At 70.4% G+C, this 15,092-nt stretch carries 20 protein-coding genes; 8 read left to right on the top strand and 12 right to left on the bottom strand.

The window, feature by feature from the left end:
- Positions 1-44 precede the first annotated feature (44 nt).
- On the top strand, positions 45-167 hold the full coding sequence (locus K8Z49_RS27565) for a hypothetical protein (RefSeq protein WP_268746438.1): 123 nt from the start codon (positions 45-47) through the stop codon (positions 165-167).
- A 236-nt stretch (positions 168-403) separates the two neighbouring features.
- On the opposite strand, the gene K8Z49_RS27560 is transcribed toward K8Z49_RS27565, so the two are convergent.
- The 3 genes from K8Z49_RS27560 to K8Z49_RS27550 form a co-directional block, all read right to left on the bottom strand.
- Positions 404-658, bottom strand: coding sequence for a DUF397 domain-containing protein (locus K8Z49_RS27560; protein ID WP_412515581.1), 255 nt, complete (start codon positions 656-658; stop codon positions 404-406).
- A 63-nt stretch (positions 659-721) separates the two neighbouring features.
- A complete protein-coding gene (locus K8Z49_RS27555; protein ID WP_250358876.1) occupies positions 722-910 on the bottom strand; it encodes a DUF397 domain-containing protein in 189 nt (62 codons plus the stop codon).
- Positions 865-1,701, bottom strand: a complete 837-nt coding sequence (locus tag K8Z49_RS27550; RefSeq protein ID WP_276330298.1) for a helix-turn-helix domain-containing protein — start codon at positions 1,699-1,701, stop codon at positions 865-867. Before K8Z49_RS27550 ends, K8Z49_RS27555 begins: the two co-directional genes overlap by 46 nt.
- A 136-nt stretch (positions 1,702-1,837) precedes the next feature.
- Between K8Z49_RS27550 and K8Z49_RS27545 the strand changes: the two genes are divergently transcribed.
- Both K8Z49_RS27545 and K8Z49_RS27540 read left to right on the top strand, forming a co-directional pair.
- Positions 1,838-2,236 carry an ATP-binding protein gene (locus K8Z49_RS27545; RefSeq protein ID WP_412515580.1) on the top strand — a complete coding sequence of 133 codons (399 nt, stop codon included), beginning with the start codon at positions 1,838-1,840 and terminating at the stop codon, positions 2,234-2,236.
- A 124-nt stretch (positions 2,237-2,360) separates the two neighbouring features.
- On the top strand, positions 2,361-3,128 hold the full coding sequence (locus K8Z49_RS27540) for a methyltransferase domain-containing protein (RefSeq protein ID WP_412515579.1): 768 nt from the start codon (positions 2,361-2,363) through the stop codon (positions 3,126-3,128).
- Positions 3,129-3,143: 15 nt separating this feature from the next.
- Here K8Z49_RS27540 and K8Z49_RS27535 read toward each other — a convergent pair whose 3' ends face one another.
- From K8Z49_RS27535 to K8Z49_RS27525, 3 genes are all read right to left on the bottom strand, one after another.
- Positions 3,144-3,986: an alpha/beta hydrolase gene (locus K8Z49_RS27535; protein WP_412515578.1), complete on the bottom strand. Its 843-nt coding sequence runs from the start codon at positions 3,984-3,986 to the stop codon at positions 3,144-3,146.
- 33 nt (positions 3,987-4,019) lie between these two features.
- Positions 4,020-4,853 carry an alpha/beta fold hydrolase gene (locus K8Z49_RS27530; protein ID WP_111830817.1) on the bottom strand — a complete coding sequence of 278 codons (834 nt, stop codon included), beginning with the start codon at positions 4,851-4,853 and terminating at the stop codon, positions 4,020-4,022.
- Between the two features lie 195 nt (positions 4,854-5,048).
- The gene (locus K8Z49_RS27525; RefSeq protein WP_412515577.1) at positions 5,049-6,488 is read right to left on the bottom strand and encodes an MFS transporter; all 1,440 of its coding nucleotides are present in this window, start codon (positions 6,486-6,488) and stop codon (positions 5,049-5,051) included.
- Between the two features lie 104 nt (positions 6,489-6,592).
- On the opposite strand from K8Z49_RS27525, the gene K8Z49_RS27520 reads away from it, so the two are divergent.
- Complete coding sequence (locus K8Z49_RS27520; RefSeq protein ID WP_021592155.1) at positions 6,593-7,087, top strand: winged helix-turn-helix transcriptional regulator; 495 nt, start codon at positions 6,593-6,595, stop codon at positions 7,085-7,087.
- Between the two features lie 242 nt (positions 7,088-7,329).
- Here the strand turns inward: K8Z49_RS27520 and K8Z49_RS27515 are convergent, their stop codons facing one another.
- Entirely contained in the window at positions 7,330-8,508 is a 1,179-nt protein-coding gene (locus tag K8Z49_RS27515; RefSeq protein ID WP_075024899.1) for a lactonase family protein, read from the bottom strand.
- 238 nt (positions 8,509-8,746) lie between these two features.
- Here K8Z49_RS27515 and K8Z49_RS27510 point away from each other — a divergent pair, with 238 nt between their 5' ends.
- Positions 8,747-9,259 (top strand): alpha-ketoglutarate-dependent dioxygenase AlkB, encoded by a 513-nt coding sequence (locus K8Z49_RS27510; protein WP_412515576.1) that lies wholly within the window; start codon positions 8,747-8,749, stop codon positions 9,257-9,259.
- Between the two features lie 108 nt (positions 9,260-9,367).
- Here the strand turns inward: K8Z49_RS27510 and K8Z49_RS27505 are convergent, their stop codons facing one another.
- On the bottom strand, positions 9,368-9,946 hold the full coding sequence (locus tag K8Z49_RS27505; RefSeq protein WP_021592152.1) for a TetR/AcrR family transcriptional regulator: 579 nt from the start codon (positions 9,944-9,946) through the stop codon (positions 9,368-9,370).
- A 94-nt stretch (positions 9,947-10,040) separates the two neighbouring features.
- Here K8Z49_RS27505 and K8Z49_RS27500 point away from each other — a divergent pair, with 94 nt between their 5' ends.
- Entirely contained in the window at positions 10,041-11,093 is a 1,053-nt protein-coding gene (locus K8Z49_RS27500) for an NAD(P)-dependent alcohol dehydrogenase (protein WP_412515575.1), read from the top strand.
- 11 nt (positions 11,094-11,104) lie between these two features.
- Here K8Z49_RS27500 and K8Z49_RS27495 read toward each other — a convergent pair whose 3' ends face one another.
- From K8Z49_RS27495 to K8Z49_RS27480, 4 genes are read right to left on the bottom strand one after another with little or no spacing between them, the layout of a single operon-like run.
- On the bottom strand, positions 11,105-11,410 hold the full coding sequence (locus K8Z49_RS27495) for a DUF6510 family protein (RefSeq protein WP_052357751.1): 306 nt from the start codon (positions 11,408-11,410) through the stop codon (positions 11,105-11,107).
- A 12-nt stretch (positions 11,411-11,422) separates the two neighbouring features.
- Positions 11,423-12,133 carry a ferredoxin reductase gene (locus tag K8Z49_RS27490; RefSeq protein WP_412515574.1) on the bottom strand — a complete coding sequence of 237 codons (711 nt, stop codon included), beginning with the start codon at positions 12,131-12,133 and terminating at the stop codon, positions 11,423-11,425.
- A complete protein-coding gene (locus tag K8Z49_RS27485) occupies positions 12,103-12,699 on the bottom strand; it encodes a sulfite oxidase-like oxidoreductase (protein WP_021592148.1) in 597 nt (198 codons plus the stop codon). The genes K8Z49_RS27490 and K8Z49_RS27485 overlap by 31 nt, the downstream gene beginning before the upstream one ends.
- A gap of 56 nt (positions 12,700-12,755) precedes the next feature.
- The gene (locus K8Z49_RS27480; protein WP_021592147.1) at positions 12,756-12,962 is read right to left on the bottom strand and encodes a hypothetical protein; all 207 of its coding nucleotides are present in this window, start codon (positions 12,960-12,962) and stop codon (positions 12,756-12,758) included.
- A gap of 170 nt (positions 12,963-13,132) precedes the next feature.
- On the opposite strand from K8Z49_RS27480, the gene K8Z49_RS27475 reads away from it, so the two are divergent.
- The gene (locus tag K8Z49_RS27475) at positions 13,133-14,380 is read left to right on the top strand and encodes a sensor histidine kinase (protein ID WP_075024903.1); all 1,248 of its coding nucleotides are present in this window, start codon (positions 13,133-13,135) and stop codon (positions 14,378-14,380) included.
- Positions 14,368-15,027, top strand: a complete 660-nt coding sequence (locus K8Z49_RS27470) for a response regulator transcription factor (RefSeq protein WP_024935958.1) — start codon at positions 14,368-14,370, stop codon at positions 15,025-15,027. Before K8Z49_RS27475 ends, K8Z49_RS27470 begins: the two co-directional genes overlap by 13 nt.
- Positions 15,028-15,092 lie beyond the last annotated feature (65 nt).

The raw sequence follows: 15,092 nt of genomic DNA, 5'->3' as shown, positions 1-15,092 counted from the left end.
GCCGCGCGGGACCCGCGCTGGGCGCCGGCGATGAGGTCGATCGGTTGGGCACGCGACACGTCGATCAGCGTCGGCGGCGGCTCGCCGCCGACGCTGGCCTGGCGCTCGGCTACCTGGACGGGCTGCTCGTCAGCCACGGCATGAGCGCTTCCCCGGCACTGAGCTGACCAAAACGCTGGGGCTGCGCGTGACCTGCGGATGCTGTGATGAGCCAACGCGTAGGGCGCCACGGCCGGGGGCGATGGCGCCGTACGCAGCCATGGCGGTGCTGGACGGGACGGCGACCACGGCCGCGTGCGTGTGGGGCGTGGTTTCGTCGTCCGCCCGCGCGGCGCCGCGGTGGCGAGGAGACCAGCACGCGGCCCTTGGCGGCCTTCCTCGTCGCCACGGCGAGGGGGCGGGCTCAGTGCGTCCGGGCGGCGGACTGCACGGCCGTCCGCAGGGCCGCGCGGGTTAGTAGGAGGATGGGGCCGTCCGGGTCCTTGCTGTCCCGCACCGCCACCACGACCCCGGCCGCGTCCGCCAACTCGACGCACTCGGCGGCATTCGAGCCGCTGTGTGTGCTTTTGCGCCAGGTGAGCCCTGCTAGCTCGACGCAGTTGCCGCCGTTCTCGCCGCTGCGGCTCGCCTTGCGCCAGGTGGCCCTGTTCTGGTCCATTGCTCTTTTGCCGCCTTCCTGCTTGGGCGGGTGGGGGACGGCGGGGTGGTCGGTGGCGGGCGGTCAGTGTGTGGTGGCAGACTGGATGGCGGTGCGAAGAGCCGCGCGGGTTAGCAGGAGGACGGGGCCGTGCGGGTCCTTGCTGTCTCGCACCGCCACCACCGCGCCAGCCATCCCAGCCAACTCGACGCACTCGCCGCCATTACTTAGGCTTCGCGTCGACTTTCTCCAGGTGAGGTTGTTGAAGTCCATCGCTCTTGGGCCACCTTCTTGATCAGGTCCCGCGACATGTCTCCAGGAAGTGTTCGGTTCCGGAGGTCGACCAGAACACGTGAGATTGCAGCCAGGTCGGCGGGGTCGTCAGTTGTGAGTCCGCGAATAGCCGTCTCCACGTAGGCTACCTGGCTCATGTCGGCCATCGTAGCGACGATGAAGCTACTGCCGTTTCCGTCGTGCTCCCCGCCGCTGAGCACCACCTGGACGGTCACGTTAAGTAACTCGCCGAGTGACAGCAGGTGATGGAGTTGCTCTCTCGTCGTCTCTGGAGTGCCGACCGGCCGATATAAAACCTGCTCATCGACTAGGAAAGTTACTGAGGGGGCGCCCTCTTTCAGTAGAATCTGTTGACGTTCAAGTCGGGCTGCAACGGCCTCATCTTCACCCTTGAGAATCGTGGCCGCGTAAGACGGTGACTGCGCAAGACCTGCAATGACGCTTAGTTGATAGCAGGTCAGGTCGATCGCGTCGGCCTCGATCTTTGGCCAGTCGAACCAGATTGGTACGGGGTGACCGTCCTTGTTGAGGTCCTCCCACAGGCTGATGAGCGAGCCGCCCGCTTCCAGGTAGTCGTCTACGGCGATCACGAATGAGCGCGTGGCTCGCTTCTTCCCGTTCTCGATGCGGCTGACCTGGGGGCCGCTCACCTTCGTGAGATGAGCGATGGTCTCCTGCTTGACGTCCTTGGCTTCCCTCATCCGGCGCATCTGACGTCCGAAGGCGACGAGGGCGGGCGATTCCCGGGGGCGTTGGCGTCGCGGGGGCATGGCATCTGCCTTTCGGTGAAATCTGTCGAGCTCAGCGGGGGGATTACCGGTGTCTGCCACCTCACAGCGGTAGGCACATCGTAGCCGCGATGGTGGCTCACTGTGTATTGAAGGACACACACGGTGAGGAGAGATCGTGGGCGAGGCGGCGGGGTGTGAGGACGAGATGGTGGTGAAGCAGGACCTCAAGGTCGTCGCGGAGGTGCGGCGGTTCGTGCGGCTGGTGATCGGGCGGTGGGGCATGGACGACTTCGTCCCGTGCCTGGTGGCGAGTGAGCTGGTCACCAATGCCCTGCGGTATGCGTCGGCGTCCGATGAGGATGTGCGGTTCCGGCTGGGGCGGACCGAGGACGGTGCGCTGTGGATGGAGGTCCAGGACGCCACCTGCGACCTGCCGCACATGCAGGAGTCCGACACGATCAGCGAGGCAGGGCGGGGGCTGTTCATCGTGGATCAGTTCTGCCGGTGCTGGGGTGTCCGGCCGCTGGCGGGCAACGTCGGCAAGGTCGTCTTCGCCGTCCTCAACCCAGTTTGAAGACCGGCGGCGGCCGGCGAGGTCGTGCGGGTCGGCAGATGGTGGGGCGAGGGTGCGGCCACGTGGTCGGCTGGAGCTCGAAAACCTGTGGGAGGGGTCTTCGCCACCCTGGGACTCTGGGGGCATGGGTGGTGTGCGTTTGTTTGAGGAGTTGGTTGCGGAGGCTGAGGCCGTCCCTACCGAGGGGTGGGACTTCTCGTGGTTCGAGGGGCGGGCCACCGAGGCGCGGCCCTCTTGGGGGTATCAGCGGTCGATGGGGGAGCGCATGGCCTCGGCCAGTGCCGCGCTGGACATCCAGACCGGTGGGGGTGAAGTGCTCGCCGGCGTGCCCGAGCGGCCGCCGCTGTGTGTGGCGACCGAGGCTTGGCCGCCCAACGTCGCCAAGGCCACGGACTTGCTGCACCCGCTCGGTACGGTCGTGGTCGCCGCACCGGAGGAGCCGCCGTTGCCGTTCGCGGACGATGCGTTCGACCTGGTGGTCAGCCGGCATCCCGTGAAGCCCTACTTCGAGGAGATCGCGCGCGTCCTGCGTCCTGGTGGGACGTACTTCGCCCAGCATGTCGGCCCGGCGAGCGTCTTCGAGCTCGTCGAGTACTTCCGCGGCCCGCAGCCGGAGGAGACCAGGAACAGCCGCCACCCGGATCTGGAGCGGACGCGGGCGGACGCTGCCGGGCTGGAGGTCGTAGACGTGCGAACGGAACGGTTGCGGATGGAGTTCTACGACGTCGGAGCGGTCGTCCACTTCCTGCGCAAGGTGATCTGGATGGTGCCGGGCTTCACGGTGGCGGCTTACCTTCCCCAGCTCAAGGAGCTGCACGAGCAGATCGTGGCGGAAGGGCCTTTCGTGGCGCACAGCACCCGCACCTTGTTCGAGGCGCGGAAGCCGCGCTAACCAGACTTCGGCCCTTCAGGCGCAGCGCTCGACGAAGTCGAGGGTGGTCTGGGCTACCTCGGGCCAGGCGTGGTCGATGGTGAGGGAGTGGCCTCGGTCCGGCATCTTCACGATCTCCGTCACGGCGGGATTGTGCTTCTGCCGTTTGTAGGCGGCGTTCGCGATCGCCCAGGGCACCGTGTGGTCCTTCTCCCCGTCGATGATCAGCAGGGGACCGCGGTCGGGGTTCCTCGTGTCCGCCTTCGCCTCCGTCCACGGGTTGAGGTTCGCGTTGCCCATCTGCATGAGCGCCATCCCGGAACCGGCGACGTGGAAGGTGTCGTAGAGGTTCCGCGCCTCCTCCTCGTCCAGCGCGTTCGCCCAGCCGTAGACGAACTGGTCGAACGTGAGCGTGATCGCACGGCCCCGCGTGCGCGGGTCGATCAGGAAGGGGCCGACACCTCGGAGCACGGAGGCCGGCAGCGGCAGCACACCGCGGAAGATCCCGGGGTCGATGGCGACCGTGGTCGCCGAGAGGCCCTCCCCCGCGAGCATCTCCGCCAGCAGGCCGCCGGTCGAGTGCCCTACCAGCACCGGCTTCCTGTCCAAGGCGCTGACGACCTCCCTGGTGTGGTCGGCGATCTGCTTTAAGGTCTTCTTGGCGAGGACATCCGGATTCGCCCGAGCCTCTTCCACTGTCTCCGGATCGTCCGGCCAGTCCGGCGTCAGCGGCGCGTAGCCGGCCTGCTCGAAGAAGTCCGCCCACTTGTCCCAGCTGCTCGGCAGCAGCCAGAGGCCGTGGATGAAGACGACCGGTGTCTTGCCCGAGGCGTTGGCCGCCTCGATCTCCCGGTTCTCTCTTTCGGAAATGGACGCCATAGCGCGCCTCCTTCGTATCCGACCGGTCTCGAATCAGGCCTCGGCGCCGTTTTGCAGGAAGGCCAGCAGTTCTGCGTTGACCCGGTCCTGGAGGGTGGCGGTCAGCCCGTGAGGGGCCCCGGGGTAATAGACGTCCTTGGCGCCCTTGATCAGCCGGGCCGATTTGACCGCCGAGTCCTTGACCGGGACGATCTGGTCGTCCTCGCCGTGCAGCACCAGCGTCGGCACGTCGAACTTGGCGAGGTCGTCGTGGAAGTCGGTCTCGGAGAACGCCTTGATGCTCTCGTAGGCGTTGATGAGACCCGCTTGCATGCTCCACATCCAGAACTGGTCGAGCACGCCCTGGGAGACGGTGGCGCCGGGTCGGTTGGCGCCGTAGAACTGGACGGCCAGATCCTTGTAGAACTGCGAACGATCGTTGACGAGGTCCTCGCGCATCTTGTCGAACACCTCGATGGGCAGGCCCTCGGGATTGTCCGCGGTCTTCACCATGATCGGGGGCACGGCGGCGATCAGGACCGCCTTGGCGACCCGGCTCGTGCCGTGCCGGCCGATGTAGCGGGCGACCTCGCCGCCTCCGGTGGAGTGGCCCACCAGCGTCACATCGTCGAGGTTGAGCGCCTCGATCAACGCGGCCAGATCGTCGGCGTACCCGTCCATGTCGTTTCCCGTGGAGCCCTGGCTGGACCGGCCGTGCCCGCGCCGGTCGTGCGCGACCACCCGGTAGCCGTGCTGGACGAGGAACAGCATCTGGCCGTCCCACGCATCAGAACTCAACGGCCAGCCGTGAGAGAACGTGACGACCGGGCCCTTTCCCCAATCCTTGTAGTAGATCTCTGTACCGTCGCGCGTTTTGATCGTGCTCATGGCATCTGCTCCCTGCGAAAGGCGGGTCGATACGGGGACACCGCCGGTCTCGTCCGAGTCCGTAGCACACCTCGGCCCCGTCCGGAGTTCGCAACTCGCCACACCAAACCCGTAACTCCCTCCCCCCTGCGCGGAAACTCGTAACCTTAAGTTCGGAAAGGCTCGGATGACGGACGGCGAATTCTTCTTTGCCCGTCAGACGGTGGTCGCGGCCTCGGCCCGGGGCTCCCGGATCGGGTCGCCGGGCCGCCGCGGGCTTCGGAGGCCGAAGGCGATGACGACGGCGCCGAGCGCGGACGCCGTCACGGGCACGACCAGTGCGGTGCGCAGGGCGTCCAGTCCCGAGCCCGCCGAGACGCTGACGGCGGTGACGGTCGACAGGCCGAGCGCCGTGCCGAACTGGATGGAGGTGTAGAGCAGGCCACCCGCCAGGCCGTGCTCGTCCTCGGCGACGCCGTCGGTGGCGGCCATGGTGAGCGGCCCGTACGCCAGGGAGAAGGCCAGCCCGAGCAGGATCAGCGCCGGGAGCATGGCGGCATAGGCCCAGTCGATCCCGAGGGGCAGGAACAGCGCGTACGCGACCGCCGCGAGCGTGAGGCCGCAGAACAGGACGCGGATGTTGCCGAAGCGGTTCACCAGGCGCGGTGTCAGGACGGGCGCGAGGACGGCGTCGATGCTGATCACCAGCAGGGCCAGGCCGGTCTGCATCGCGCTCCAGCCGCGCAACTCCTGGAAGTACAGGGTCGCCAGGAACTGGAAGCCCGCGAACGCGGCCAGGAACAGCAGCGCGGCCACGTTGACGCGCACCAGCGGCGCCGAGCGGAGGATCCCGAGCCGCAGCAGCGGTGACGAAGATCGCCGCTCGACCGCGAGGAACAGCCCCAGCAGGGCCAGCCCGCCGGCGAACACTCCGGCGGTCAGGCCGGTGCCGTCGCCGGGATGCTCCAGCCGCACCACCCCGTACGCCAGGAGCAGCATCGCTCCGGTGATGGTGAAGGCCCCCGCCAGGTCGAAGCCGCCGGAGGGACGTGCGCCGCCCGTGTCGCGGACGAGTGCCAGGGCCGCCACCAGGATCAGCGCCGACAGGATGACCGGTGCGAAGAACACCCAGCGCCAGCCGAGCGAGGTGAGCGCGCCGCCCGCGACCACGCCGAACGAGTAGCCGCCCGCCGCCGTCCCCGCGTAGACGCCGAGTGCCCTGGTGCGCGCGGGCCCCTCCGGGAAGTTGGACGTGATCAGTGCCAGCCCGGCGGGTGCCATGAACGCGGCCGCGACGCCCGTGACGAACCGGGCGGCCAGCAGCATCCAGCCCTCGGTGGCGAGCCCGCCGAACCCGGAGAAGACCAGGAAGACGACGAGCCACAGCACGAACATCCGGCGGTGGCCCAGCAGGTCGGCGGCGCGTCCGCCCAGGAGCATGAACCCGCCGTAGCCGAGCACGTAGGCGCTGACGACGCCGCTGAGCATCCCGGTGGACAGGCCCAGGTCGGCGCGGATCGACGGCAGTGCCACGTTCAGCATCGCCACGTCGATCCCCTCCAGGAAGATCGCGCCGCACAGGACCAGCAGCAGACCCAGCGAGCGGCCCGTCAGATGGGATGGCCCACCGGCGGGTCCGGTGACGGAATTGGACATCGGTGCCCGACCCTCTCCATCGGGAACCGGCCCCGGGATGGTTCCCCGAGTGCCTGCCGGTTCCCTCTTGTAACCGACAGCATCGTCAGGCACCATCGGTGACCATGGAAGACGGAACTTTCGAGTCCCCCGGTTACTGCGGGGATACCGACCTCGACGACGACGTTCTCCAGTGGGACCAGCGCGCCGACTGCGAGGTGCGGCAGATCCTCGACCGCGTCGCCGACAAGTGGTCGCTCCTCGTCATCGCGCTGCTCGACAAGCGCAGCCTGCGGTTCACCGAGCTCCGCCGCGCGATCGACGGGGTCAGCCAGCGGATGCTGGCCCGGACCCTGCGGCACCTGGAACGCGACGGCCTGGTGAGCCGGACCGTGCACCCGACCGTCCCGCCGCGCGTGGACTACGAGCTGACGCCCATGGGCGCGACCCTGCACAGCACCATCCGCGCCCTCGTCGTCTGGACGGAAGAGCACCAGAACGCCATCGCCGCGGCCCGTTCCGCCTACGACAGGCGCGCCGCCGCCGAGAAGGCCGCCGCCGAACGCGAAGCCGCCGAACGCGCCGCCATCGCCCGCACCGTCCTCCCCACCAGGCCCTGACCCACCCCGGCCGGACACGTCACACGTCTTCCGGTGTCCCTTGATATGGATTGGTGAAGGACAGGCCGCCGTGCGGTCCCGCGGTTGAGGGAGGTGAGTAGCTTGTGGGAGTGGTCAGCCAGCGGCGTGTTCAGTACGGGTCTGGACGGCCGCCCGCAGGACCGTGCTCACCGCGGTTGGGGTCCGCTGTGTGTGCACTTGCGTCAGCGGGAGAAGCCCAGAGGCCGGCATGCTCTGATGGCCTATCGCGCGGAGGCAGTCCCGCGCGAGGGCAGCACGTTGATCGAGTGGAAGGCAGGGCGCGGGCCATTCGAGGCAGCCGTCTGGATGAGGTCGAGAGTGCCGTCCGGCGCTACCGCGAACGCGTTGACGATGCTCTCGGTGTAATCGCTGACGTACAGGTGGCGCCCGTCCGCCGAGAACCCGATGCCGATCGGACTCGCCATCGTGACGCGCCGAGGCTTTTCGGTGAGCCTCCCGTCGTCGCCGATCGTGAAACTCAGCACCTGGCCCGCGCGCGCATCCGGGTCGTTCCCCTCGACGCCGACCGCAGCGACGTACAGTCCGCGTCCGTCCGGGCTTATTCCGGCGCCCTCCGGGAAGTCGCCGCCGTCGACGGGTGAGTTCGGCACGGGGGTGAGCGCGCCGTCGACGCCGATGCGGAATCCGTGCACGTTGTTCGAGCCCTGGTTCACGACGTAAACAAACCGGCCGTCCGGGGTGATGACGGTCTCCGCGCCGGAGATCCCGATCTTCTTCCGTGCGACCTCGCGTCCCACGGAGCCGTTCGATCGCAGGGCGAAGCCGGTCATCACGGTCGGCGTGGTGTCGCTTGGCGAGCCGTGGCTGACGTACACGAAGCGGCCGTCGGGCGTCACGGAGACTCCCTTGGCGACCTCCGCCCCAGTGTCCACCGAGCGCAGCGGCTTGAGCTCGCCCCCTCTCCCGACCGTGAACGGCGACAGCATGCGGGTGCCCGCGTTGCTGACATAGATCGTCTTTCCGTCCGGGGCGATCGCCATCGCGAACGGTCCCGGGGTCTCGACCTCACCGAGGCGTTCGAGCGCGCCGCCGGGCCCGATCCGGAACCTCACCACCCGGTCGACCCGGGTGTTCGCCAGGTAGGCGAATCGCAGGTCGGGGGTGAAGACCATACTGCGCGCCCCGCCGCGGTCGCCCAGCGCCACCGCGTCGACCGGCGTCAGGGCGCCGGTCGCGCCGATCGAGAAGCGAGTGACATTGGCGGTGCCGCCGACGTTCGCGCTGTTCGTCACGTAGGCCGTGCGCCCGCCAGGGGACGCGGCGCTCCGGTTCTCGGTCGCCCGGCTCGGATCGGCTGCCGCGTCAGCCGGTCCGGCCTCGGATAAGGGCGCGACCACGGCCGCGGCGGTGAGCAGGCCGATGGCCGCGTCGATCGCCACCCGATCACGAGCGAGTCGTCGCATGATGGAACCTCCCCTGTGTGTTCATCGAGCCGACGCACGTCGACGGCGCCGTCACACCACCCACGTACCGCGCGCAGAATCGGTTCAAGAATTGAAAGGTGCACGTCCGGTTCGGGCCGGGCCACTGGATCTCCCACGGCAGCCTGGACCGGGCCGGTAATGGTCGAATATATTTTCGAGAATGGTGCCGGGGCTTGTGTGCGTTGATCGATGGTTGGACGAGGACGGTCAGCGGCGGGTGGTGGCGGAGGTCGATGCCGCGCCCTGGTCGTCGCAGTTGCGGCGGCGCGTCCAGCATTACGGGCACCGCTACGACTACGGCAGCCGCGGGGTGGGCGGCGCCCCGGCCCCGCCGCTTCCCGGCTGGGCGATGGCGCTGGTCCGGCGGCTGCACGAGGAGGGGCACTTCGAGCGGCCCGCCGACCAGGTGATCGTGAACGAGTACCTGCCCGGTCAGGGCATCAGCGCCCACGTCGACCGCGTGCCCGCCTTCGGGCCGGTCGTCGCCTCGGTGAGCCTGCTGTCGGGGTGCGTCATGGAGTTCACCCACCCGCAGGACAAGACACGCGTGCCGGTGCGCCTCGAACGCGGCAGCCTGTGCGTGATGACCGGCCCGGCACGGTTCACCTGGCGGCACGCCATCCCGGCGCGCAAGTCCGACCCGGGCCCGGACGGACGGGTGCCCCGCGGCCGACGCGTGTCGGTCACCCTGCGGACGGTGTTGTAGCAGGTCACAGCTCCATGAGGAGCATGCCGGCGACCGCCAGGTCGACGACCCCGGGGGCTTCGGCGTAGGAGGCGAGAGGGAGGTGTGGCGTCCGGGGAGGACGAGCGGTCATGGGGTCAGGGCGCGGGCCACGCAGTCGCGCAGGAGCGCGCGGCGGCGGTCGTGATCGGCGGTCGGCTCGTCCGAGGTGGCGACGTGGACGCCGCTGACCGGTGACCAGGCGCAGGCCATGGCGACGACCATGGCGATCAGGTCGGACGGGTCGCCCTCGCGTATCCGGCCTTCCGTCTGGGCGCGGGTGATGGCGGCGATCTTCGGCTCGTGGTCCGAAGCGTCGGACAGCCGGCCCTGGGAGCGCCGTTCCAGTCGCAGCCAGGCCATGAGGCGGACCAGCTCGGGGTGGCGCACGTTCTCGTCGTACATCCCGACGGCCCAGCCGGGGAGGTCGTTCGCGTCGATCGGGACGGCGCTCATCAGGCGGTCGGCGCGGTCGGCGATCACCGCGTCGAACAGGCCGTCCTTGCTGCCGAAGTAGCCGTAGAGCTGGGCCTTGTTGGTGCGCGCCGCGGCGATGATGCGGTCGATCCGGGCGCCGGCGATGCCGCGCTCCGCGAACTCCTCGGCGGCCGCGTCGAGGATGCGCCGGCTCGTCGCGGCGCCGCGCGTCGTCGTCGGCAGTTCGGGCACGGGACCACTGTAGCAGACAGACTAGTTGGTTTGTTTCTGCGTCCGGATCAGGCTACGGTCGAAACAGACCGAATAGTCTGTCTTTGGAGGAAGCATGCGTCCCACCACCGCTTGGCAGAGCGTCGACGACGGCTCGACCGTCCTGGAGCGGGTCGCGATCGAACGCCGGGATCTGCGCGACGACGACATCGCGGTGCGCGTCGACTACTGCGGCGTCTGCCACAGCGACCTGCACAGGATCCGCGGCATGCTCGGTGAGGGCGCGGTGGTCCCCGGCCACGAGTTCACCGGCACGGTCACCGCCGCCGGTACCGCGGTGACCGGCTTGGCGCCCGGTGACCGGGTCGCGGTCGGGACCCTCGTCGACTCCTGCGGAACCTGCCCGATGTGCCAGGTGGGGCAGGAGAACTACTGCTACGAAGGCCCCGTCTCCACCTACGGCGGGACCGAACGTGTCGACGGGACGAAGACGCGAGGCGGGTACAGCCGCGAGTACGTCCTGCGCGAGAAGTTCGCCTATCGGCTGCCCGGCGGGCTCGACCCGGCCGCCGCCGCGCCGCTGATGTGCGCCGGGATCAGCATGTGGGAGCCGATGCGGGCGGCCGGGGTCGGACCGGGCAGCCGGGTCGCCGTGGCCGGACTGGGCGGGCTGGGGCACCTCGGGGTGAAGCTGGCCGCCGCTCTCGGCGCCGAGGTCACCGTGCTCAGCCGCACCCCCGGCAAGGCCGCGGACGCTCGCGGGCTCGGAGCCGCGGACCTGCTCCTGACCACCGACGAGGCGCGGGCGCGGCAGGCGCGGGGGCGGTTCGACCTCGTCCTGGACACCGTCTCGGCCGCGCACGACCTCTCTCCGCTGCTGAGCATGGTGGGACTGGACGGCACGCTGTCCGTGCTCGGCTACCCCATGCCGACATCGGTGCGGATCATGGAGCTGGCCATCGGCCGCAAGAAGCTGTCCTCGTCGGGCACGGGCGGCCGCCGGGAAACGGCGGAGATGCTCGCCTTCTGCGCCGAGCACGGCATCGCCGCGGACGTCGAGGTGCTCCCCTCGTCGCGCGTCCAGGAGGCGCTGGAACGTCTGGACCGGGGCGACGTCCGTTACCGGTTCGTGCTGGACCTGTCCGACCTCGACCGGTCCGCGTCCTGAAGGCTTGAGGGCTACGTCGCTTCGGCGGGCGGAAGCTGGATGTGGAGGGAGACCGCGCCGGTCAGGTCCAGCCAGGCGGCGTCCGGGGTTCGGACGAGGCGTAGGACGACGTGGTCGCAGCCGGGGCAGCGGGCGACCATGCCGGGCGCCCGGTCGTAGACGCGCAGCGCGGCGACCGGGCCGGTCAGGCCGCAGTTGGCGCAGCGGCCGATGGCCGCGGTGACGTCCACGGCGAACACTTCGCCCAGCGGGCCGGCGAGCGCGTTGCCGTCCACCGGGGCGGGTGCGCCCGGGGAGTCTCGATGGGGCACGGTCATGTCTGCCTCCGCTCAGCCGAACCGTTCGGTCTTGATGCGCCGGGGGTCGTGGCCGCGGTCGACGAGGAGGTCGGCGGCCGCCTCCACAAAGGCGGTCGGCCCGCAGATGAAGCAGTCCGGGTCGGCGGGGCCGCCGTCCAGGTCGGACGGGGTCAGGCGGCCCGGCGGGCGCGGCCAGCCGTCCGGGGCCTCCCGGGTGTAGACGTGGGTGACGTCCAGAAAGGGGTCGGGGCGCCGCAGCTCGTCGGCGTAGTAGACGTCGCCGGGCGTGCGCGTTGAGTACAGCAGCCGGAACGGGGCGCCGTCCCCGGCGCGGCGGCGGGCCCGGATCATGGCCATCAGCGGTGCGACGCCGGAGCCGCCCGCGACCAGCAGGACGGGACGTCCCGTGCCCGGCCGCCACACGAACCAGCCGCCGACCGGGCCGCGAAGCTCGACCGCGTCGCCGATGTCGAGCACGTCGGCGAGGTAGGGGGAGACCTCGCCGTCCGCTATCCGCTGGACGGTCAACTCGACCCGGTCGGGTGCGGAGAGCGAGTAGCTGCGCTGCGCGGTGTACCCGTCATCGGCCGTCAGCCGGACGTCGACGTGCTGACCGGCCAGATGCCCCGGCCAGTCGGGCACGTCGAAGACCAGCGTGCGGGCCGTCGCCGTCTCGGCGCGGGACTCGGTGAGCCGCGCGACGCGCCAGGTCAGTCGCCCTGGTACCGCTGCTCGCGCCATGGGTCCCCGTAGTCGTGGTAGCCGGCGGTCTCCCAGAAGCCGGGCTCGTTCTCGGTGAGCAGGTCGATGCCGCGCACCCATTTCGCCGACTTCCAGAAGTACAGGTGCGGCACGAGCAGTCGCGCCGGGCCCCCGTGCTCCGGCGCGAGATCGTCACCGTCGAAGCCGTGGACGATCCAGGCCTGCCCGTCCAGCAGGTCCTCCAGCGGGAGGTTCGTGGTGTACCCGCCGTAGGACGACACGAGCGCGAAGTCGGCCGCGGTCTCGACATCGGCCAGCAGGACGTCCAGCGAGACCCCCTGCCAGTCCGTGCCCAGCTTGGACCATTTGGTGACGCAGTGGATGTCCACATGCGGTGCCTCGGACGGCAGGTCGAGCAGTTCGCGCCATGTCCACCGGTGCCGCTGCCCGGTCTCCGTGGTGACGGTGAACTCCCAGTCGTCCCGCGAGATCCGCGGGGTCGGGCCGGCCGAGAGCACCGGGAAGTCCTCGGTCAGGTACTGTCCGGGCGGCAGGTCGGCGGACTCGCGCCGCCGGCCGTGAAACCCGCGTGAGACGATTCCCATCACAGCCTCCTTCCGTGCTCACCCCACCTGGTGTACCCACGGCCGGGCGAGGGCGCTCAGCGGCGGGTCCGGTAATGGTGGACGATCAGGCCGACCGTGCCGACCAGGCTGACCGTGCTGAACGCGATGTTTCCGGCCATCGGCAGGCCGGCGCCGGAGAAGCAGATGTTGCCCACCACGCCGATCGCCAGCACCGCCCACAGAATCGGGCGCAGTATTCCGCCGTCGCGCTGGGTGGCCGGAACGCCGCCGGTGTTCGTCATGTCATGCTCCTTCGTGAAGAGGTCCGATCGACACTGATCACGGTAGGAACGGCGACGGCGGGAGACGATCCAGCGGGCGTGTCTTCCTTGGTACAGCAGGCTGTACTTCACGTCCGATCACGGGACGGAGATCAGCACGCCGCCCTAGTGTCGCGGGCGTTGGAGGTGGCATGCCCGTGAAGAATCGTGGACGGGCCGCCGGGCGGGGACGGGCGCGCGCCCTGCTCGAAGCGGTCGAGCGCCTGGTCGGCGGCCTCGGGACGGCCCTGCTGGCGTTCGCCGTGCTGATGTGGCTCGTCATCGTCGCCCTGCTGTGCGCCCTGGTCGTGGGCCTGCCGCTGGCGGCGACCGTGCCGCGCGCCGTCCGGGCCGTGGCCGACCGGGAGCGGGGGCGGCTGTCGCGGTCCGGGCCGGAGATCCTCGGGCCGGGGCCCGCGCCCGCCGCGCTGCGTCCCGCCCTCGGCGACCCGTCCGTCCGGCGCGAGCTGCTGTGGCTGCCGGTGCACGCGACGCTCGGCCTGCTCACCGGCGGCGCCGGGGTGCTGCTGTCGGTGAACGCCCTCCAGTACGTGACCTATCCGGCATGGTGGCGGGTGCTGCCCCGGGAGTCGGCCGAGCCGACCTTCGTGTTCTGGGACGTGCACAACGAGGCCACCGCGCTGGCCGTCGGGGTCCTCGGCGTCGTCCTGGGCGTCGTCTTCGTGATCGTCGGGCCCGGACTGGCCCGGCTGCAGGCGTGGCCGGGCCGGCGGCTCCTCACACCCGACGCCGATGCCGACCTGTCCCTGCGGATCGCGCAGCTGTCCGCGACCCGGGCGGCGGCGCTGGACGCGCACGCGACGGAACTGCGGCGCATCGAGCGTTCGCTGCACGACGGCGCGCAGAACCGGCTGGTCGCCGTCACCGTCCTGCTCGGCGCGACCCGCCGCGCGCTGGCCCGCGACCCGGCCAAGGCCGACGAGCTGATCGGGCAGGCGCAGGACGTCGCCGAGCAGGCGCTGGCCGAGCTGCGGACGGTCGTGCGCAGCATCCTGCCGCCCGTCCTGGAGGGCCGGGGCCTGGAGGGCGCCCTCGCCGGGCTCGCCGCCGACTGCGCCGTCCCCTGCGAGGTCGACGTCGACCTGCCGGGCCGCTGCGCCGCGTCCGTCGAGGCCACCGCCTATTTCGTGACGGCCGAGGCGCTCACCAACATCTCCAAGCACAGCCGGGCGCGGCACGCGTCCGTGGCCGTGCGCCTCAAGGGCGACCGGCTGGTCGTGCGGGTGGACGATGACGGGGTCGGCGGCGCGGACGCGGGCGCCGGGTCCGGGCTCACCGGCATCCGCAGCCGGATCGAGGCGCACGACGGCACCCTCGCCGTGACCAGCCCACCCGGTGGGCCGACGACAGTACAGGTGGAGCTGCCATGCGGATTGTGATCGCCGACGACGACTTCCTGCTGCGCGAGGGCGTCGCGCTGCTGCTGCGCGCCGAGGACCTCGACGTGGTCGCCACCACCGAGGACCCCGAGTCCTTCCTGAAGGCCGTCGACGACCACGAGCCGGACGTCGCGATCGTCGACGTCCGCATGCCGCCCACCCACACCGACGAGGGGATCAAGGCGGCGGTGGAGGCGCGGCGCCGCCATCCCGGGCTGGCCGTGCTCGTCCTGTCCGCCTACGTCGAGCAGTCGTTCGCCACCGAGCTGCTGACCGCCGGCGCCGAACGGCTCGGCTACCTGCTCAAGGAGCGGGTCGGCCGCGTCGAGCAGTTCCTGGACGCCCTGCACCGCGTCGCCGGCGGCGGGACGGCCATCGACCCCGACGTCGTCACGCAGCTGCTCACCCGCACCCGGCACGACAGCGCGCTGGAGCGGCTGACGGCCCGGGAGCGCGACGTCCTCGCCCTGATGGCCGAAGGGCTCGGCAACACCGCGATCGCCGAACGGCTCGTCGTGACGGAGGGGGCCGTCCACAAGCACATCCGGAACATCTTCGCGAAGCTCGACCTGGCGCCCACCGACCGCGCGGACCGGCGGGTCGCCGCCGTCCTGCGCTACCTGGAGGAGACCCAGGGGCACGCCTGACGCCCGCGGTCCAGCCTGCTGTACCACCCGGCGGGCAGAGCGCTGGACGGACGTTCGAGCAGGTG

Source organism: Actinomadura madurae, assembly GCF_047130825.1.
GTDB lineage: Bacteria > Actinomycetota > Actinomycetes > Streptosporangiales > Streptosporangiaceae > Spirillospora > Spirillospora madurae.
This window is presented reverse-complemented; position numbering and strand designations above follow the sequence as displayed.